This window comes from Ruegeria denitrificans, assembly GCF_001458295.1.
Lineage (GTDB): Bacteria > Pseudomonadota > Alphaproteobacteria > Rhodobacterales > Rhodobacteraceae > Ruegeria > Ruegeria denitrificans.
On sequence record NZ_CYUD01000004.1, the window covers coordinates 49,048 to 67,799 of the forward strand.

Genomic DNA, 18,752 nt, shown 5'->3' on the forward strand with positions numbered 1-18,752 from the left:
TCGGTTATGCGTTTTCTTTTGTTCTACGCATGTTCACGTTTTGTGTCAACGGATTTGAGCGCGGCCTAAATCGGCAGGTACTGAACCTGATCCCCTGCGGGGCGTGCCGGATCATGTGGCTCGCGGACCAATAGCGCGTTGGCCTTTGCCAGAACGCTAAGAAGCGAGCTATCCTGATCGGAACAGGCACGAAGGCCATCGTCACTGAGGACAGCCCGCATGTAATGTTCACGTGGACCGTTTTTGCCGATCGGTTCGGCAAGCTTGGCGCGCTGGAATGGGTTCAAAGCTTGTTCGATGCCCATCATGCGGCGCAGCATGGGGATCAGAAAGAGATAGCCGCAAACCATTGCACTCACAGGATTTCCCGGTAGCCCAACCATTGCTGTGTCACCCAACCGACCCGCCATCAGAGGTTTCCCGGGGCGCATGCGGATTTTGTAGAACGACCGCTCCATCCCCAAATTCTGTGAGACGTCGGCGACCAGGTCGTATTCCCCGACCGAGGCCCCTCCGATTGTCACGACCAGATCCGCACCGTCAGCCAGCCCAAACGCCGTTCCAAGCGATGAGACGGTATCGCGTGCAATGGGCAGAACGCGAACATGCGCGCCTGCGTTCTCTAACATCGCTTTCAGACCAAACGTATTCGAGGCGATGATCTGATCCGGGCCGGGCGTCTCGCCCGGCATCACCAGTTCATCCCCGGTCGAGATCAGTGCGACCACGGGTTTACGTCTGACTGGCACCACCGCGATGTTCATTGCCGCGAGCAGCGCGACGTCTTCAGGGCGCAGAATACGTGGAGCTGTAATTTTGGTGCCTACGGTAAAATCGATACCAGCAGGGCGGATGTTCGTTTTAGATCCGGGGTCGTCTGTGATTGTTAGCAGATCGCCACGTCGATCCGTATCCTCTTGAATAACAACGAAATCCGCCCCGTCAGGAACCGGTGCACCCGTAAAGATGCGAACGGCTTGGCCGGGTCCAACGGTGCCTTCAAATCGACGCCCGGCTGCGGATTCGCCGACAACCTTGAACATAGCGTGCTGTTCGACCTCGGCCGATTTCAGGGCATAACCATCCATGGAAGATGCAGCAAAAGGGGGCTGATCGCGTGTGGCGCTGACATTCTGTGCCAACACGCGCCCTGCAGCTTCGGCAAGAGGAACCGTTTCGGCGTTGAGTGGAGAAACGAGATCAAACAGCAGCGCCCGAGCGTCTTCGACAGTAATCATGTCGCTTCGTAACGCCCTGATTTACCGCCATCTTTCAGCAGAACACGGATGCCGCCGATCTCCATCGCCTTATCAACCGCCTTGGTCATGTCATAGACAGTCAATGCGGCAGTAGAGACGGCGGTCAACGCTTCCATTTCAACCCCAGTCTGACCCGAGGTCTTAACGGTTGCCTCGATCTGCACGCCGGGCAATTCAGTGTCCAGCGTCAATTCGACTGCAACTTTTGTTACCGGCAGAGGATGGCAGAGCGGGATCAGGTCGGGCGTCTTCTTTGCACCCATGATACCGGCTAGTCGCGCAATGCCCAGAACGTCGCCCTTATTGGCGCGACCTTCTGAAATTAAATCAAAGGTTTCCTGTGCCATCTTGATGTGGCCCGCGGCAACAGCCACACGGTCCGTAACAGCCTTGTCCGAGACATCGACCATATGGGCCTGGCCCTGCGCATCAAAATGGGTCAGCGGCATTACATCACTCCGGGTATCAGCGGGTTTGCCAGCAATTGCCGGGTCGCGGCAGATACATCGTCCTGACGCATCAGGCTTTCCCCAATCAGGAAACACCGTGCGCCATAACGAGCGATATCGGCCAAATCTTCCGGTGTGCTTAGACCGCTTTCACAGACGATAGTTCGACCACCCGGAACCAGTTTGGACAGGCGGCGTGTTGTATCAAGGGTAGTCTCGAAGGTCTTGAGATTACGGTTATTTATCCCAATCAATGAGCTTTTCAGCTGGGTCGCACGTTCCAGTTCGACCTCGTCGTGCACTTCGATCAGAACATCCATGCCCCAGTCAAAAGCCGTCTGCTCCAATTCTGCCGCCTGACCATCTTCGACCGAGGCCATGATGATCAAAATACAATCGGCCCCCAATGCGCGCGCCTCGACCACCTGATAGGGATCGTACATGAAATCTTTGCGCAGGGCTGGCAGTGAGGTCGCAGCGCGAGCTGCGGTCAGATACTCCTTAGCCCCCTGAAAACTGGGCGTGTCGGTCAATACGGACAGGCAAGTCGCGCCGCCGTCTTCGTAGGCTTTCGCCAACGCGGACGGGTCGAAGTCCGATCGGATCAAACCCTTGGACGGGCTGGCCTTTTTGACTTCGGCGATCAGGCCGTAACCGCGACGTGTCGCTTTCTGCAAGCTATTGGCAAAGCCGCGCACCTCGGGTGCGAACCGTGCCTCACTTTCCAGTGTTTCCAAGGACTTCTCAGCCTTGTCCGCAGCTACTTCTTCCAGTTTATAGGCTTTGATCCTGTCTAGTACCGTCTCGGTCATGCGGCCTCCTGAGTCATGCGGGCCAGTGCGGCAATTTTTTCTTTAGCTTTTCCGCTGTCGATGCTTTCGACAGCTTTTTCAACACCATCCCGGAGGTCGCTTGCAGCGTCGGAAACAACCAGAGCGGCGGCCGAATTTAAAAGTACCGCGTCGCGATAGGCCGAAGGGCGCCCGTCCAGCAGCGCGCGGAAGGCGACGGCGTTTTCTTCGGGCGTACCGCCTAGGATATCCTCGAAAGGATGCACCGGCAGACTTGCGTCTTCGGGGTGGAGTTCGATCTCTTTGACGGTGCCATTCTCAAGCGCAGCAACCCAGCTGATGCCTGTGATGGTCAACTCATCGGTGCCGTCCGAGCCGTGAACTAGCCAAGCGCGGTCAGATCCAAGCAGACCCAGCGTCTCTGCCATGGGCCGGATCAAGTCGCGGCTGAAAGCCCCTGTTAGTTGGCGTTTGACACCCGCAGGGTTCGTCAATGGTCCAAGAATGTTGAAGATCGTCCGGGTCCCAAGCTCTTGCCGCGAGGGCATGACATGGGCAATGGCAGGATGGTGCATCGGGGCCATCATGAATCCGATACCAACCTCTTTCAAAGCGTTTTCAACAGTTTCGGCGCCGACCATGACATTGATTCCCAGCTGTCCCAAAGCATCCGCCGCCCCAGATTTCGAGCTGAGATTGCGGTTGCCGTGCTTGGCAACCGTCACACCGGCACCTGCAACAACAAAAGCTGTGGCGGTCGAGATATTCAGCGTGCCTTTACCGTCCCCACCGGTTCCGACGATGTCCATCGCACCGGCAGGCGCGCTGACAGCGTTGCACTTGGCGCGCATCACGGCGGCGGCGGCGGCATATTCCTCGATCGTTTCGCCGCGGGTACGCATGGCCATCAGCAACCCGCCAATCTGGCTGGGTGTGGCTTCGCCGTCAAACAGGATACCAAAGGCCTGTTCGGCCTCGGTGCGAGTCAGAGGCCGGTCGGCGGCGGCTCCGATCAGCGGTTTCAGAGCGTCGCTCATGCAGGAACTTTCATCTCAGACAAGAAATTCTTGAGCAGGGCGTGACCATGCTCGGACGCGATGGATTCCGGGTGGAACTGAACGCCGTGAATCGGCAGCTCTTTGTGCTGCAAGCCCATGATGGTGCCATCTTCCAGCTCTGCCGTGACCTCAAGACAGTCGGGCAGGGTATTCGGATCGACCACCAACGAGTGGTAACGGGTCGCCTCGAATGGCGTGGGAAGTCCGGCAAACACTCCTTTGCCGGTGTGGTGCATCATGCCCATTTTACCATGTACGATTTCATGGCACCGGATCACATCGCCGCCAAAGGCTTGCCCAATGGTCTGATGACCAAGGCAGACCCCCATCAGCGGTGTTTTCGTTTCGGCAGCAGCCTCGGTCAGGGCCAGGCAAATTCCGGCCTGATCCGGATCACAGGGGCCGGGGCTAAGCAGGATGCCGGACGGGTTCATAGCCATGGCTTCCTGAACGTCTAAGGCATCATTCCGCCGAATAACCATCTCGGCGCCAAGTTCGCCTAAATAATGTACCAGGTTGTAGGTAAACGAATCGTAGTTGTCGATCAGCAGCAGCATTTGGGCACTTGTCTCGGATTGGGCATTTCGGGGTGGCGATGCAGCCCCGAGCCACGGTATAATGTCGGGACATACATGCTCAGGCTTGTGCGGCAGCGTCAAGGGGACATCCCGTTCTTGGCGCCGCGACAAGCAAATGCCGCAGCAGACGGCGAACATGTGATCGAAGCAGGGCCAAGACGAGAGGCATTTGGTATGGGCGGATTTGTCGGTGGAATGATCGTGGGAACGATCACTGTTCTAGTATTAGGGGCAATGTTGTCACTGAACATGCCTCTGGCCAGCCAACCGAATGTAGCGGTTTCCGCACCGCAACCATCAGCGGCTGAAGTCCCGGACACTGTTGCAGACGCTACCGATGCTGGTGGTGATTCCGATGTGCTGGAGTTGCCGCCTACCACACCCGAAGCCGTTGATGATCAAAGCGACACGTTGTCGGAGCTTTTGGACGTTGAGATTGAGCCTGAGGCGCAGCCTGAGGTGACTGAGAATGCGCCACAAGCCGATGCCCCGAGCGTTGCCCAATCTGTACCGGTGGCCGTGACGACAGAGGCACCGATTGCACCGCAGACCCTACCGGTACCGCAGGGGAGCCCAAACTCTGAAGCTACGCCTCAGGTGTCGTTGGAGGTGCCTGAACCACAGCCCCAGCCGTCCATCGACCCGAATCCCGAAGTTGCCGAAGCCCAACCGACTCCGGAACCCAAGGTTGACGATATTCAAGTACAACCCGAAATCTCAGCAGTGTCGGACCCTGAAGAGGAAAACCCATTCACCGACAGTCCGATTGCTGTAGAAGGCGATGAGGATACAGCGCCGCGCAATTTGCCCCGGATCGCTTCTGTTCCCCAAATTGGTGGGACTGACACAGCGGTTTCAGGTCCGTTGGTCGGCAAACGGGTGGTGCCCTTGACGGAGCGTGATGATGTTATTGAGGTCAGCACGACTGGCCCGGAAATAGCTGCCCCGGGAATGCCGATCGAAGCCTATGCTGCCAAATTTGAAAATCCCGAATCCAAGCCATTGATGTCGATCATCCTAATCGACGACGAAGGAGCCTATGGTGCCGAAGCCCTGCGCGACTTTCCTTATCCGCTGAGTTTTGCCGTCAGCCCGTCTGATCCGGAGGCTGTCGAAAAAATGGCACGTCACCGCGAGGCTGGGTTCGAGGTTCTGGCAATGGCGGATCTGCATGAAGCCGCCAGCGCGCAGGACGCAGAGGTATCGCTGGCCGTGTGGCTCGACACGCTGCCAGAAACAGTTGGTATTCTCGAGGGTGTGGATTCGGGGATTCAGGGCAACCGCAAATTGGCTGATCAAGTGGCTGCGATTGCTGCCGACACTGGTCGTGGTCTGATCACGCAAGACAACGGTTTGAATACGGTGCAAAAGCTGGCTGCGCGCAATGGCGTGCCATCCGGCGTGATTTTCCGCGATATCGACGGAGCGCGCCAGGATCCCCAGATCATGCGCCGTTTTCTGGACCAGGCCGCGTTTCGCGCCGGGCAGGAGGGTACGGTCGTGATGCTTGGTCGTCTGCGTCCCGACACGATCTCGGCTTTGTTGTTGTGGGGGCTTGAGGATCGCGGCAGCCGTGTAGCAATGGCGCCAATCTCGGCCGTGATGATGAAAGAAGTTCAGTAAGATCTGAACAGTTGAAACGGTTGGCCTTTTAAGCCAACCGTTTTTTATGCGTTACCCGAACCTGTGAAACGGGATGCGTCCGCAGCCGCGCGGCGAATGGCATTTGACTTATGGACGGTCTCCATAAATTCCGCCTCGGGGTTGCTGTCATAAACAACGCCGCCGCCTGCCTGAATATAAAGTTTGTTATCCTTCACGATGGCCGTGCGCAGGGCGATACACATATCCATGTCACCTCCGGCGCTGAAATATCCGACTCCGCCGCCATAAACTCCGCGCTTTTCAGGCTCCAACTCGTCGATGATCTCCATCGCGCGCACTTTTGGCGCGCCCGAGACGGTGCCCGCAGGCATCCCCGCAAAGAAAGCGTCCAGCGCGTCTTTGTCTTCGGCCAGTTCTCCGACCACGTTCGAGACAATATGCATCACGTGGCTGTAACGTTCGATGATGAACTCTTCGGTCGGACGCACGGTGCCGATCTTGGCCACGCGACCCGTATCGTTGCGGCCTAGATCCAGCAGCATCAGATGTTCGGCCAGCTCTTTTTTGTCCGCCAGCAAATCGATCTCGTTGGCCTTGTCCTCTTCGGGGGTTGCGCCACGTGGGCGGGTACCAGCGATGGGGCGGATCGTCACCTCGTCGCCGAAGACGCGGACCAGAATTTCTGGGCTGGCACCGATGACCTGAAATCCGCCAAAGTTGAAGTAGAACATGAACGGCGATGGGTTGGTGCGCCGCAATGACCGATACAGCGTAAAGGGCGGCAGCGGAAAGTCTTGCGTCCAACGCTGCGCAGGAACGACCTGAAAGATGTCACCTGCGCGGATATATTCCTTAGCCTTTTCAACCGCTTCCATATATCCGGATTTGGTGAAGTTCGACACAGGCGAGGCAACCTCGGACGCATCGCCCAGATCGCGGGTTTCGGCGGGCATGGCGCGTTCCAGGTCGCGCACTGCGTCCATGACGCGTTCTGCGGCTTGTGCATAGGCGGCTTTGGCGGATTGCCCCTCGGCCACCCAGGCAGGCGAGACGACCGTGACCTCGCCCTTCACGCCGTCCAGAACGGCGATGACCGAAGGGCGCAGCATAATCGCATCCGGCAAGCCCAGCGGATCGGGGTTCACGTTAGGCAGATATTCAACCAGCCGCACCATGTCATAGCCCAGATACCCGAACAGACCCGCCGCTGCCTGTGGCAGATCGTCGGGCAGCGCAATCCGGCTTTCGGCCAGCAGCGCACGCAGGTTATTCATCGGATTGCCGTCTTGCGGCGAAAACGCATCGGCATCGAAACGGGCTGAGCGGTTCAGTTCTGATGTCTCACCGCGGCAGCGCCAGATCAAATCCGGTTTCATTCCAATAATCGAATAGCGGCCGCGCACCTCGCCACCGGTCACGGACTCCAGCATGAAGGCGTCTTTCTGCGCGCCCGTCAGCTTGAGCATCAGGGACACAGGCGTATCCAGATCGGCCGCCAAACGGGTGTAAACGACCTGATTTTCGCCAGCCTCATAAGCGCGGGCGAAGCTGTCAAACTCGGGGGTCAGGGCCATATTCGGTCTCTTTTAATAGCTCGACTGCACGGCATTCAGCGCGCGTTGGTCAATCACAGGACGGGCGCGGGTCTGCGCGTCGCGCACATAGGCGTCAAAGATGTTCTGGGCCAGCGCCTGATTCAGTTGTGCCTCGAGCGCGGTCTGTACCTGACGCAGTTCATCTGTCTCCGCAGGCGGTAGCAGTTCTTCGAGGCGCACAACAAAAGCAGTACCGTCGCCGGGAACAACACGCAGTTCACCAGTCTCCATCTCGAACACCTGACCCATGAAATCCGCTGGCACATCCTCAAGGAAAGCGGTGCGGGTCAGGGCATTTTCCACCCGGAACTGCAGACCGGTGGCGGTGAAATCGCCGTCAGTCGTCAGTTGCTCCAGAACGGAATTTGCATATTCAGCCAACGCTTTGCTGGTTTCCACCTGCGTCCAAGCGGCAGCCACACGATCATGCGCGCTTTCCAAGGGCTCGGGCCGTTGAGGCAGCAGTTCGTTCAGGCGCAGCGCAAAGATCGAACCGTCTTCGAGGAACGCAACCTCGGGGAAGTCCCCTTCGTTCACGGCTTCGGCAGCGGTGCGGAACCCGTCATAAGCGGCAACGCCATCATCGCTTTGGCGGGTCCAGTCGATCTGGCCCAGTTCCATCTCGGTCTCGCCGGTCAGTTCTTCCAGCGTCGCACCACCGGCAAGCAGATCGTCAATGTCTTCGGCCTGCGCTTCGATTTGACGGCGCGCGCGGTCAGCGGCCAGTTCCTCACGCAGGGCTGGGGCGGCATCTTCGAAGGGTGTGTTGTTTTCGGCCAGAGATCCGTTGATACGGAACAGCGCCGGACCGAAGGTCGAGGGCAGCGGGCCAACGACCGTATCCAGATCGGCGGCAAAAACGGCATCTGCGGCTTCGCCCAGATCTTCGCGGGTGACATCGCCAAGGTCGATATCGCTCAGCTCTAGTTGACGATCCCGCACGAGGTTTTCGAACGTGGTGCCACCGACCTCAAGCTGCGCTATTGCATGCTGCGCATCTTCTTCGTTCGGATAGGTCAGGCGTTCGACCAAGCGACGCTCGGGTTGATAGAACTCCGAGGCACGCTGATCGTAGAGGCGACGTACCGCATCCTCGTCAATCTCGACACTGTCCAACAGCATGTCGGGCGACAGGATCGCGTAGGTCAGTTGCTTGGTACGGGGCAGGGTAAACTGATCCTGGTTCTCATCATAATAGGTCTGAATCTGTTCATCTGTAGGTGCGGGAACGGGCGCGGTTAGGGCGTCAGGCCCAACCGTCGCAACGGTGAAACTGCGGCGTGCGCCAACATAGTCCGTCAGCACCTGAGTCAGAAGAGAAGGCATTTCAACCCCGCTGATCACCGCGTTTTGCACGATGGTGCGTGAAGATTCCTTGCGCAGGTCCGATTCGAATTCGGAATCCGTCATGCCAGCCTGTTCCAGCTGAAACTGATAGGCTTCGCGGTCAAACGTGCCATTAACACCCTGAAAGGCCGGAACCGCGACGATTTCTTCCTGCAGATTCTCATCCCCGATCGAAATGCCCAACTCACCGACTTCGTTGTCAAGCGCGGCCAAAGCGGTCAGGCGCGACAGGGCTAATTGGTCCAGTCCGAACTCATGCGCCTGCGACATTTGCAGAGGTTGACCGGTCTGGCTTTCGACCGCGCGGATTTCACGCTGTAGTTCGCGAACGTATTGGTTGATCGAAACCTCTTCGTTCCCGACCTGCGCGACCGTGCGCACGGTACCGCTTAGGCTGGTCGCGCCAAAGCCTGCAAGGCCCAGCATCAATAGGCCCATGAGAATCCAGACAAAGGTCTTCGATAGGTTTTTCATGCCTGCGGCCATGGTGCCCTCTTTATCTTGTGGCAAGGAACTGCCCTGTCGGTTGCGGCCCTGAATACGACGCGCACCGCCGGGGGGCAAGCTCAGAAGGACAGGGCCCGCAACCGTTCGAACAATTGCGCGATTCCTGAGCGGTCGAGATTGGCGAAAGCAATGCGCATCTGGCGTTTTCCGGCGGGATCATCCTGTGGCACAAACATGGTTCCAGGCAGCAGAAGAACACCGGCCTCGGGCACCAAACGGCGGGCCAACTCGTCCGAGGAAATATCGAACGGATGTTCGAAATAGGCAAAATAAGCCCCCAGCCCCAGCAAGCGCCAGCCCTTGTCAGTCAGGCGCGGTAGTTGCTCTTGGATCGCGGCGCGTCGGTCGAGGATTTCGTCGCGCTCTCCGGCAACCCACTGCGACAGATTCTTCATTCCCCAAAGGGCTGCGAACTGGCCGATCTGACCGGGGCAGATCGCCACTGTATCGAGGAATTTTTCCAATTCGGCCAGCAGGTCAGCGCTGGTTGCAATCGCGCCAACGCGATGACCGGTCAGGCGATAGGCTTTGGAAAAGGAATAGAGGTGAACCAGCGTCTCATCCCATCCGGATTGCGCGAATAGATCATGGGGCGGGCCGCTACGGCTGTCAAAATCGCGATAGGTCTCATCGACCAATAGGCGCAGTCCTTTTTCGCGGGCCAGATCATAGAATGCACGGACCAGACCAGCCGGGTATTCCACACCGCCCGGGTTGTTTGGAGTCACCAGAGCGATAGCGCGGGTCTTGTCGGAGATCAACGCGCGGGCGGCGTCTGGATCAGGCAGCAGATCATCTCCGGTTTTCAGGTCAACGGCATGCACTCCTGCCATATCCAACCACATTTTATGATTGAAATACCATGGGGTTGGCAGGATGACCTCATCCCCTTCATCGGTGATGGCCGAGATCGTGGCGGCAAACGCCTGATTACAGCCTGAGGTGATTGCGACCTGATCTGGTGCGATCTCGGCAGCATAGTGCTGACCAATTTGCACCGCCAGTTCGGTGCGCAAATCGGGATTGCCCAGAACCGGCCCATATACGTGCGCCCGGTCCTCGGTCACCGCAAATTCGGCCATGGCCTGACGCAAGACCAAAGGGGGCGGATCGACGGGCGCGGCCTGACTGACATTGATCAGAGGCCGGTTTTCAGGAAACATCACGCCTTCCAGCCAGCGTCGCGCCTCCATCACCGGAGGGGCGAAGGTGGCGGCGGTGCGTGTCCGGGTCATGCGCGGTCCTAGATGTTCAGAAAAAGATCAGTCGGTGCCGCGATATGGCTCGACATATTGGAGGGCCATATCCCACGGGAAGAAGATCCACGTATCCTGGCTAACTTCGGTGATAAACGTATCCACCATGGGGCGACCCTTGGGCTTGGCATATACAGTTGCGAAATGAGCCTTGGGATACATCGCCCGCACCAATTCCAGTGTTTTGCCGCTGTCGACCAGATCGTCGATGATCAGAATGCCGGTGCCATCGCCCATCAGTTCCGTATCGGGGGCTTTCAGCACCTCTGCCTCGCCCTGATCCTGGTGATGGTAGGACCGCACGCTGATTGTGTCGACGGTGCGGATGTCCAGCTCGCGGCTGACGATCATCGCGGGGGCCATGCCGCCACGGGTGATCGCAACCACAGCGCGCCAGGCACCGTCATTCGGGCCCTGACCATCCAGACGCCACGCTAAGGCGCGCGAGTCGCGGTGAATCTGGTCCCAACTGATGTGAAAACCTTTTTCGTGGGGCAGGCGGTCCTTGGCGCTCATTGCATTTAACCCTTTTCAACGTCCGGGGCGTCGACGGCTTTCATGCCGACGATGTGATACCCCGAATCTACGTGCAGATTCTCACCCGTGACGCCGCTGCTGAGGTCAGACAGCAGATACAGCGCTGATTTACCGACATCGTCGATCGTCACATTGCGACGCAGGGGCGAGTTATACTCGTTCCACTTCATGATATAGCGGAAGTCGCCAATACCGCTGGCGGCCAGCGTCTTGATCGGACCGGCAGAGATCGAGTTCACGCGGATACCGTCCTTGCCGAGATCCTCGGCCAGATATTTGACCGATGCTTCCAGCGCAGCCTTCGCAACACCCATGACGTTATAGTGCGGCATCACCTGTTCGGCACCGTAATAAGTCAGCGTGATTGCGCTGCCGCCTTCGGACATCATCTTTTCCGCGCGCTGCATAACGGCGGTGAAAGAATAAACCGACACATCCATGGTCAGCTTGAAATTTGCCCGGCTGGTGTCGACGTACCGACCGCGCAGTTCGTTCTTGTCGGAAAAGCCAATCGCGTGAACGACGAAATCCAGCTTGCCCCACTTCTGTTCCAGTTCCGAGAACAAGGCATCAATTGATTCCTCGTTACCGACATCGCAGGGCAGGACAATTTCACTGCCCAATTGCGCCGCCAATGGGTCGACTCGCTTTTTTAGGGCATCGCCCTGATAGGAAAAGGCCAGTTCGGCCCCGGCGTCGGACAAGGCGCGGGCGATTCCCCATGCGATTGATTTGTCATTGGCCAGTCCCATGATGAGGCCGCGTTTGCCGGCCATCAACTGATTTGACATGCTTTGGTTCTCCGCCTGTCGTCGCGATTTGTTGAGTTGGTTTATGCCATTGGATGCGCTGCATCAAGGCCGCGAACTCTTGCCCGCAGCGGGTTCTCGCCCTAGGGTGGTTAATTATAGTTTCCGGGGGATGGAAATGACCGAGCGTGACGGCCTCTTCGCCGGCACCGATCCGTTTAAAATTGCGGGGCGGTGGCTGGGCGAGGCCAAAGACAGCGAACCGAATGATCCCAATGCAATAGCGTTGGCAACTGTCGATTCTGATGGCATGCCCAACGTGCGCATGGTGCTGTTGAAGGAAATCGAATCCGACGCCTTCGTGTTTTACACCAACTACGAAAGTGCCAAGGCGGTCGAGCTAGATTCGGCGGGCAAGGCAGCTTTTGTGATGCATTGGAAATCTTTGCGGCGGCAAATCCGTGTTCGTGGTACAATAACCCGCGAAAGCGGACCGCAAGCTGATGAATATTATGCGTCCCGCTCGTTAAAAAGCCGTCTTGGGGCTTGGGCTTCGAAACAGTCTCAACCCCTTAGCAGCCGATCTGCTTTGATGGCAGAAGTTGCAAAGGTGACCGCGAAACTGGGGACAAACCCTCCGCGACCACCGTTCTGGGGCGGGTACAGGCTGGTGCCGACCGAGATCGAGTTTTGGGCCGATGGTGCATTCCGGTTGCACGACAGGTTCCAGTGGCGCCGGGATCACGAAGACTCGGCATGGGATGTACAAAGGTTGAATCCATGACGTTCGCGTATCGTGAAATGCAACACGAAGGAAACACAGGATTTTTTCAGCTTGAATTTACGGGCCAATCCCATACACATCGGACCCTTAACGAACCATTAATTTTCGCGATGGGAAAACCGTGCCAGAAGATCTGAACAACATGTACCGCGTCCGTGGACACGTGAAATGGTTCGACCCCGCCAAGGGGTACGGTTTCGTTGTGTCTGACGAAGGCGGTCCGGATATTCTGTTACATGTGAATGTGTTGCGTAATTTCGGTCAAAGCTCGGTCGCCGATGGCGCCGGGATCGAAATTATGACGCATCGCACCGATCGGGGTGTTCAGGCGGTCGAGGTGATCAGCGTGGATCCACCTGAACGGGCCGACTCGATGCTGCTGGCAGATTTTGCAGAGCTTGATCCGGTTGTGATCGCCGAAGCTCCGCTGGAGGCGGCGCGGGTAAAGTGGTTCGACAAGGGCAAGGGCTTTGGTTTTGCCAATGTTTTTGGCCGGGGCGAGGACGTGTTCCTGCATATCGAAGTTCTGCGTCGATCAGGTCTGGCCGATCTGCAACCAGGTGAGGCGCTGGCGATGCGTGTCATCAGTGGTAAACGCGGGCGCATGGCAGCTCAGGTTATGGCCTGGGAAGCGGCACTGGACGAATAATTTCCAATGATCAGATTGTTAGCGGTTCTTGCAAGTGTAACAATGCTGTGGGCCGGTGACGTGCTGGCCGCGTGCCAGATGGACCGAGTCGGGCTGCGGAACGACAAGACACAGATCAGTTTTAACGTCGAACTTGCAATCAGCCCGCAAGACAGGGCGCGCGGATTGATGTTTCGCGAGTCACTGCCACAGCGGTCCGGAATGCTGTTCGTGTTCGACCCGCCGCAACCAGTTGCCTTCTGGATGAAAAACACACTGATTCCCCTGGATATCATTTTTGTGGACCGCACTGGTACTGTCGTGAGTGTGCATGAGAACGCAATTCCCGGAGATGAATCGGTGATCGAAGGCGGGGACTCGGTCTTTGCAGTACTGGAAATCAACGCCGGATTGGCGGCCCGTTACCTGATCACACCGGGAACACAGATGCAGCACGAAATTTTTTCGCAAGGTCCTGCAATTTGGGCCTGTTAGGGCTTTTCAAATCAGAACGGCGACGTTAGGAAGGCGCACGGTCCGGGGCGTGGCGCAGTCTGGTAGCGCACCTGTTTTGGGTACAGGGGGTCGTAGGTTCGAATCCTGCCGCCCCGACCACTTCTTTCACTTATGTTGGTGAACCACCCATTTGCTGGAACAGCGCGCCTAGCGCCTGATCCAGTGTCTTGCTTTCTACGGGAACTTTCACATCAGGGCCGTTTTTTCGCGGTACATTAAAAAACAATTCGGCATCCACGCGATACCCGGACGTGGTCTTTGTCGATGTCATACGCATGACGCTTTTCGGCAGATCCTGTGGATAGCCGTCGTAATTTAGAATCAGGAACGCTGTCGTATCCGGAGGCAGAAACTCCTGGCACTCGAAAATCCGATTCGCCGTTTTCTCAAAGTTTTCGCCTGGCCCTGCGCACTGTGTCTCGAACGTGTCGAACAGTCGTTCGGGGTAGGTTTCGAACTGCGCGCTTCGGGTAGGCAGGGGCACATCTTGTGGTGTGCAGGCCACGATCAGGGCCAATAATGGCAGAAATCGAAACGCCGTCATCACCTTTGACCCTCTCGATTTTCCATTTTGCACGTGAAGCCTCCTGTCTGGTCCCGCAATCTGCGGTGATCTGATTCTTGGTCAACCTAGCCATCTTACTGCGGGATTATCAAATGCCGGTAACTCTGCTGAGAAAAACAGTTAATTCAGATGAGCGAATTTCAACACCAGTGACATGATCCGTGGATGAAACTGTGGAGGAATCGGACTCTGCCACCCAGAGGGCGCTCAGATCGGTTCGGTCAACAGAAAAGATTTCAAAAATGACTGAAAATGCCGTTGACGATCTATGGGCGAATACGCCAAGTTGTATGGGCCGAAAGACATGCCACTAAATCTGGTAGCATAACCAGAATAAGGCATAGGGCGAGGGTCGGAAAGCACATCCATTAAACGTGCAACCGTTTAGGCGGTTTCGCGCTGTAAACAGCAGCGCCCGGTCATTTGCGTCCAATTTTCAGGCATGGCGTTCGGATCGTTGAACAGCATCTGACGCAAACGGACAAGTTGATTGAATCTAGGGCTGCGGACATGAAGATTGACAGGAAATTCACCAAATCGGGGCAAGACGCATACGCAGATCTGGACTTTGTCTCTGCGACATCTGAGATCCGGAACCCGGATGGCACCATCGTTTTCCGTCTGGACGAAATCGAAGTCCCCGCAAAGTGGAGCCAGGTTGCCAGCGACGTCATCGCGCAGAAATACTTTCGTAAGGCCGGTATCCCGTCCGCTCTGAAAAAGGTGAAGGAGAAGGACGTACCTGAGTTCCTGTGGCGCTCGGTCCCTGCGGAAGGTGCTGAATTTGGGGGTGAATCCTCGTCAAAGCAGGTGTTTGACCGACTGGCTGGCGCTTGGGCGTACTGGGGCTGGAAGGGTGGTTATTTCTCGACCGAAGAAGACGCGCGCGCCTATTTCGACGAGATGCGCTATATGTTGGCGACCCAGCGTGCTGCACCGAACAGCCCGCAATGGTTCAACACCGGTCTACACTGGGCTTATGGAATCGACGGTCCGGCGCAGGGGCACCACTATGTCGACTACAAAACCGGCAAGCTGACCAAATCGAAATCCGCTTACGAGCATCCGCAGCCGCATGCGTGTTTCATCCAGTCCGTCGATGATGACCTGGTGAACGAAGGTGGCATCATGGATCTTTGGGTGCGCGAAGCGCGCCTGTTCAAATACGGCTCAGGTACCGGGACCAACTTCAGTCATCTGCGTGCGGAAGGCGAAGCGCTGTCGGGTGGCGGCAAGTCCTCGGGGCTTATGGGCTTTCTCAAGATCGGCGACCGCGCCGCTGGCGCGATCAAATCAGGCGGGACAACCCGTCGGGCAGCAAAGATGGTAATCGTCGATGCAGATCACCCCGACATCGAGAAGTTCATCGAATGGAAGGTGATCGAAGAGCAAAAGGTGGCCTCGATCGTTGCCGGATCTAAGATGCACGAGAAGATGCTGAACGGCATTTTCGAGGCCATCCGCAGTTGGGACGGCACGCAAGACGATGCGTATGATCCCAACAAGAATGACGGTCTGAAGAAGGCGGTTCGCGAGGCGAAAAACGTTGCGATTCCAGAAACTTACATCAAACGCGTGTTGGATTATGCCAAGCAGGGTCACGACAGCATCGAGTTCCCGACCTATGATACTGACTGGGATTCGGAAGCCTATAGTTCGGTCTCAGGTCAGAACTCGAACAACTCGATCCGTGTGACCAATGCCTTCCTGACCGCTGTCAAAAAAGACGCGGATTGGGAGTTGATCAACCGGACCGATGGCAAGGTCGCCCGCACCGTCAAGGCGCGCGATCTGTGGGAAAAGGTTGGCCACGCCGCCTGGGCCTGTGCCGATCCGGGCATTCAGTTCCACGACACGGTCAACGAATGGCACACATGCCCGTCGGATGGCGAAATTCGCGGCTCGAACCCGTGCTCGGAATACATGTTCCTCGATGACACGGCCTGTAACCTGGCGTCGATGAACCTGCTGACCTTCCTAAAGGATGGTGAATTCCAGGCGGCGGATTACATGCACGCCTCGCGTCTGTGGACCCTGACACTGGAAATTTCGGTGACAATGGCGCAGTTCCCGTCGAAGGAAATCGCGCAACTGTCTTATGACTTCCGCACACTGGGTCTAGGTTATGCGAACATCGGCGGCCTGCTGATGAACATGGGCTACAGCTATGACTCGGATGAAGGCCGGGCTATCTGCGGCGCGCTGACCGCGATCATGACAGGTGTGGCTTACGCGACTTCGGCTGAGATCGCCGGTGAGCTTGGTTCGTTCAAAGGTTATGAGCGTAACGCCGATCACATGCTGCGTGTCATCCGCAACCACCGCCGCGCGGCGCAGGGAGTGACCGAGGGTTATGAGAAACTGGCGGTCAAACCAGTGCCTCTGGACCACGGCAACTGCCCGGACAAACGTCTGATCGATCTGGCCATGTCGGCCTGGGACGAGGCGCTGAGCCTGGGTGAGAAAAACGGTTACCGCAATGCGCAGGCCACTGTGATCGCGCCCACCGGCACCATCGGTCTGGTGATGGATTGCGACACCACAGGGATCGAGCCGGACTTTGCGCTGGTAAAGTTCAAGAAGCTGGCCGGTGGCGGTTACTTCAAGATCATCAACCGTTCGGTGCCTTCCGCGTTGGAAAAGCTGGGCTATTCCTCGTCGCAGATCGAAGAAATCGTGGGCTACGCAGTTGGCCACGGTACTATCGGAAACGCCCCGGGGATCAACCACACCTCTTTGACCGGTCACGGCTTTGGTCCAAATGAGCTGGCCAAGGTGGATGCCGCGCTGGAAAGCGCATTTGATATCCGGTTCGTGTTCAATCAGTGGACACTGGGTGAGGATTTCTGCACCGGCGTTTTGGGCATCCCGGCGACCAAGCTGAATGACCCGACTTTCGATCTGCTTCGCCATCTGGGCTTTACCAAGGCGGATATCGACGCGGCCAACGACCACGTTTGCGGAACCATGACGCTGGAAGGCGCGCCGCATCTGAAGGAAGAGCATTACGCGATCTTTGACTGCGCCAACCCGTGCGGCAAGAAAGGCAAGCGTTTCCTTGGGGTTGATAGCCACATCACCATGATGGCAGCGGCGCAAAGCTTCATCTCGGGAGCGATCAGTAAAACGATCAACATGCCGAATGACGCGACCATCGAGGACTGCCAGAAGGCCTACGAACTTTCGTGGTCGCTGGGTGTAAAGGCAAACGCGCTCTATCGCGACGGCTCAAAACTGTCGCAGCCTCTGGCGGCGGCGCTGGTCGAGGATGATGACGAGGCGGCCGAAGTGTTGGAAAGCGGTTCGGCGCAGGAAAAAGCCGTCGTTCTGGCCGAGAAGGTCATCGAGAAGGTTGTGGTCAAGGAAATGATCCGCAGCCACCGCGAGAAACTGCCGCATCGACGCAAGGGGTATACCCAAAAGGCGATCGTGGGTGGCCACAAGGTCTACCTGCGGACGGGTGAGTTCGAAGACGGCAAGCTGGGCGAGATCTTCATCGACATGCATAAGGAAGGTGCTGGCTTCCGGGCAATGATGAACAATTTCGCAATCGCAGTCTCGGTTGGCCTGCAATATGGTGTGCCGCTGGAGGAATTCGTCGACGCCTTCACCTTCACCAAGTTCGAACCGGCGGGAATGGTGCAGGGCAACGACTCGATCAAGAACGCAACGTCGATCCTGGACTACATCTTCCGCGAACTGGCGGTGTCTTATCTGGATCGCACCGATCTGGCCCATGTGAAACCCGAAGGCGCAAGCTTTGACGATCTGGGCCGTGGCGAGGAAGACGGTTTGTCCAATGTCTCAGAAATCAGCGACAGCGCAGCATCCAAGTCTCTGGAAGTGCTGAAACAAATCAGCTCAACCGGTTATCTTCGCAAACGTCTTCCGCAGGATCTGGCGGTGTTCAATGGCGGTCAGGTCGAGGTGAACGGTATGTCTGAAACTGCTGCGTCGTTCGAGGCTCCGGTCGCGGAAACCGCAGTTGCAACCGGTATGGATGCACGCACCAAAGCCAAGATGCAGGGGTATGAAGGTGACCCGTGCGGTGAATGCGGAAACTACACGCTGGTGCGGAACGGCACCTGCATGAAATGCAACACTTGCGGTTCGACCAGCGGGTGTAGCTAAGGCAAACGCCCCGCCACGCGGGGTGTAGGGACCTTGGATTTCCCCCCGGATTTCCGGTCCCGACGAATACGGAACAAGGCAAAGCCTGAGACTTACCACTAGGCGTCTTGTTCCACTCGGCCGACATGCCCGTGTTGGCCGGGAACAGGGTGGGGCGGAATATTTGCTCTTTCCCACTCTTTCACGGGGCGGGTGCGCTCGCCCCATGCGCAGTCCAGGCCGCAGGCAAAAAAATACCGGGCGGTCAACGAAATGAGCCTGGAAGGCGAAACTGACAGGGGGCTTCGGCCCCCTTTCTTTTTTCAGACGCGATCGGGAATCTGAGCAGGGTTTTGCCGGATTGTGCATTCCCTATCGGGCAAACCCCGCCGAGCCAGCTTGCGGGAATTTTGCCCAG

16 protein-coding genes and 1 tRNA gene are annotated in these 18,752 nt (G+C 57.3%); 6 read left to right on the forward strand and 11 right to left on the reverse strand.

What is annotated here, in order from left to right; genetic code table 11:
* Positions 1–65: 65 nt before the first annotated feature.
* The 5 genes from RUE5091_RS06880 to RUE5091_RS06900 are packed head-to-tail and all read right to left on the reverse strand — an operon-like array spanning position 66 to position 4,114.
* Positions 66–1,238 carry a molybdopterin molybdotransferase MoeA gene (locus RUE5091_RS06880; RefSeq protein ID WP_058281172.1) on the reverse strand — a complete coding sequence of 391 codons (1,173 nt, stop codon included), beginning with the start codon at positions 1,236–1,238 and terminating at the stop codon, positions 66–68.
* A complete protein-coding gene (moaC, locus tag RUE5091_RS06885) occupies positions 1,235–1,708 on the reverse strand; it encodes a cyclic pyranopterin monophosphate synthase MoaC (RefSeq protein ID WP_058281173.1) in 474 nt (157 codons plus the stop codon). Before moaC ends, RUE5091_RS06880 begins: the two co-directional genes overlap by 4 nt.
* The gene (gene trpC, locus RUE5091_RS06890; protein WP_058281174.1) at positions 1,708–2,520 is read right to left on the reverse strand and encodes an indole-3-glycerol phosphate synthase TrpC; all 813 of its coding nucleotides are present in this window, start codon (positions 2,518–2,520) and stop codon (positions 1,708–1,710) included. The genes moaC and trpC overlap by 1 nt, the downstream gene beginning before the upstream one ends.
* The gene (gene trpD, locus RUE5091_RS06895; protein ID WP_058281175.1) at positions 2,517–3,536 is read right to left on the reverse strand and encodes an anthranilate phosphoribosyltransferase; all 1,020 of its coding nucleotides are present in this window, start codon (positions 3,534–3,536) and stop codon (positions 2,517–2,519) included. Before trpD ends, trpC begins: the two co-directional genes overlap by 4 nt.
* Entirely contained in the window at positions 3,533–4,114 is a 582-nt protein-coding gene (locus tag RUE5091_RS06900) for an anthranilate synthase component II (protein ID WP_058281176.1), read from the reverse strand. Before RUE5091_RS06900 ends, trpD begins: the two co-directional genes overlap by 4 nt.
* Positions 4,115–4,231: 117 nt before the next feature.
* Here RUE5091_RS06900 and RUE5091_RS06905 point away from each other — a divergent pair, with 117 nt between their 5' ends.
* Entirely contained in the window at positions 4,232–5,758 is a 1,527-nt protein-coding gene (locus tag RUE5091_RS06905) for a divergent polysaccharide deacetylase family protein (RefSeq protein WP_243470727.1), read from the forward strand.
* Between the two features lie 44 nt (positions 5,759–5,802).
* Here the strand turns inward: RUE5091_RS06905 and trpE are convergent, their stop codons facing one another.
* The 5 genes from trpE to fabI form a co-directional block, all read right to left on the reverse strand.
* Positions 5,803–7,314 (reverse strand): anthranilate synthase component I, encoded by a 1,512-nt coding sequence (gene trpE / locus RUE5091_RS06910; RefSeq protein WP_058281178.1) that lies wholly within the window; start codon positions 7,312–7,314, stop codon positions 5,803–5,805.
* A 12-nt stretch (positions 7,315–7,326) separates the two neighbouring features.
* Positions 7,327–9,168, reverse strand: coding sequence for a peptidyl-prolyl cis-trans isomerase (locus RUE5091_RS06915; protein WP_058281450.1), 1,842 nt, complete (start codon positions 9,166–9,168; stop codon positions 7,327–7,329).
* A gap of 80 nt (positions 9,169–9,248) precedes the next feature.
* Positions 9,249–10,424, reverse strand: coding sequence for an aminotransferase (locus RUE5091_RS06920; protein ID WP_058281179.1), 1,176 nt, complete (start codon positions 10,422–10,424; stop codon positions 9,249–9,251).
* Between the two features lie 27 nt (positions 10,425–10,451).
* Positions 10,452–10,961: a xanthine phosphoribosyltransferase gene (gene gpt, locus RUE5091_RS06925; RefSeq protein WP_058281180.1), complete on the reverse strand. Its 510-nt coding sequence runs from the start codon at positions 10,959–10,961 to the stop codon at positions 10,452–10,454.
* Between the two features lie 5 nt (positions 10,962–10,966).
* Complete coding sequence (gene fabI / locus RUE5091_RS06930; protein ID WP_058281181.1) at positions 10,967–11,773, reverse strand: enoyl-ACP reductase FabI; 807 nt, start codon at positions 11,771–11,773, stop codon at positions 10,967–10,969.
* A gap of 136 nt (positions 11,774–11,909) precedes the next feature.
* Between fabI and pdxH the strand changes: the two genes are divergently transcribed.
* From pdxH to RUE5091_RS06950, 4 genes are all read left to right on the forward strand, one after another.
* Positions 11,910–12,515 (forward strand): pyridoxamine 5'-phosphate oxidase, encoded by a 606-nt coding sequence (gene pdxH / locus RUE5091_RS06935; protein ID WP_058281451.1) that lies wholly within the window; start codon positions 11,910–11,912, stop codon positions 12,513–12,515.
* Positions 12,516–12,657: 142 nt separating this feature from the next.
* A complete protein-coding gene (locus tag RUE5091_RS06940; protein ID WP_370732069.1) occupies positions 12,658–13,164 on the forward strand; it encodes a cold-shock protein in 507 nt (168 codons plus the stop codon).
* Positions 13,165–13,170: 6 nt separating this feature from the next.
* Positions 13,171–13,638, forward strand: coding sequence for a DUF192 domain-containing protein (locus tag RUE5091_RS06945; protein WP_058281183.1), 468 nt, complete (start codon positions 13,171–13,173; stop codon positions 13,636–13,638).
* Between the two features lie 43 nt (positions 13,639–13,681).
* Positions 13,682–13,758: transfer RNA gene (locus tag RUE5091_RS06950), tRNA-Pro, on the forward strand.
* 10 nt (positions 13,759–13,768) lie between these two features.
* Here RUE5091_RS06950 and RUE5091_RS06955 read toward each other — a convergent pair.
* On the reverse strand, positions 13,769–14,203 hold the full coding sequence (locus tag RUE5091_RS06955; protein WP_058281184.1) for a hypothetical protein: 435 nt from the start codon (positions 14,201–14,203) through the stop codon (positions 13,769–13,771).
* 531 nt (positions 14,204–14,734) lie between these two features.
* Here RUE5091_RS06955 and RUE5091_RS06960 point away from each other — a divergent pair.
* Positions 14,735–18,355, forward strand: coding sequence for a vitamin B12-dependent ribonucleotide reductase (locus tag RUE5091_RS06960; RefSeq protein ID WP_058281452.1), 3,621 nt, complete (start codon positions 14,735–14,737; stop codon positions 18,353–18,355).
* Positions 18,356–18,752 lie beyond the last annotated feature (397 nt).

Excerpts from the sequence above, each read along its gene's own strand:
- pdxH (WP_058281451.1), top strand. The coding sequence starts at position 11,910 with ATGACCGAGCGTGACGGCCTCTTCGCCGGCACCGATCCGTTTAAAATT.
- trpE (WP_058281178.1), bottom strand. The coding sequence starts at position 7,314 with ATGGCCCTGACCCCCGAGTTTGACAGCTTCGCCCGCGCTTATGAGGCT.
- RUE5091_RS06920 (WP_058281179.1), bottom strand. The coding sequence starts at position 10,424 with ATGACCCGGACACGCACCGCCGCCACCTTCGCCCCTCCGGTGATGGAG.
- fabI (WP_058281181.1), bottom strand. The coding sequence starts at position 11,773 with ATGTCAAATCAGTTGATGGCCGGCAAACGCGGCCTCATCATGGGACTG.
- trpD (WP_058281175.1), bottom strand. The coding sequence starts at position 3,536 with ATGAGCGACGCTCTGAAACCGCTGATCGGAGCCGCCGCCGACCGGCCT.
- RUE5091_RS06915 (WP_058281450.1), bottom strand. The coding sequence starts at position 9,168 with ATGGCCGCAGGCATGAAAAACCTATCGAAGACCTTTGTCTGGATTCTC.
- moaC (WP_058281173.1), bottom strand. The coding sequence starts at position 1,708 with ATGCCGCTGACCCATTTTGATGCGCAGGGCCAGGCCCATATGGTCGAT.
- RUE5091_RS06880 (WP_058281172.1), bottom strand. The coding sequence starts at position 1,238 with ATGATTACTGTCGAAGACGCTCGGGCGCTGCTGTTTGATCTCGTTTCT.
- gpt (WP_058281180.1), bottom strand. The coding sequence starts at position 10,961 with ATGAGCGCCAAGGACCGCCTGCCCCACGAAAAAGGTTTTCACATCAGT.
- RUE5091_RS06940 (WP_370732069.1), top strand. The coding sequence starts at position 12,658 with ATGTACCGCGTCCGTGGACACGTGAAATGGTTCGACCCCGCCAAGGGG.
- RUE5091_RS06945 (WP_058281183.1), top strand. The coding sequence starts at position 13,171 with ATGATCAGATTGTTAGCGGTTCTTGCAAGTGTAACAATGCTGTGGGCC.
- RUE5091_RS06900 (WP_058281176.1), bottom strand. The coding sequence starts at position 4,114 with ATGCTGCTGCTGATCGACAACTACGATTCGTTTACCTACAACCTGGTA.
- trpC (WP_058281174.1), bottom strand. The coding sequence starts at position 2,520 with ATGACCGAGACGGTACTAGACAGGATCAAAGCCTATAAACTGGAAGAA.
- RUE5091_RS06960 (WP_058281452.1), top strand. The coding sequence starts at position 14,735 with ATGAAGATTGACAGGAAATTCACCAAATCGGGGCAAGACGCATACGCA.
- RUE5091_RS06955 (WP_058281184.1), bottom strand. The coding sequence starts at position 14,203 with ATGACGGCGTTTCGATTTCTGCCATTATTGGCCCTGATCGTGGCCTGC.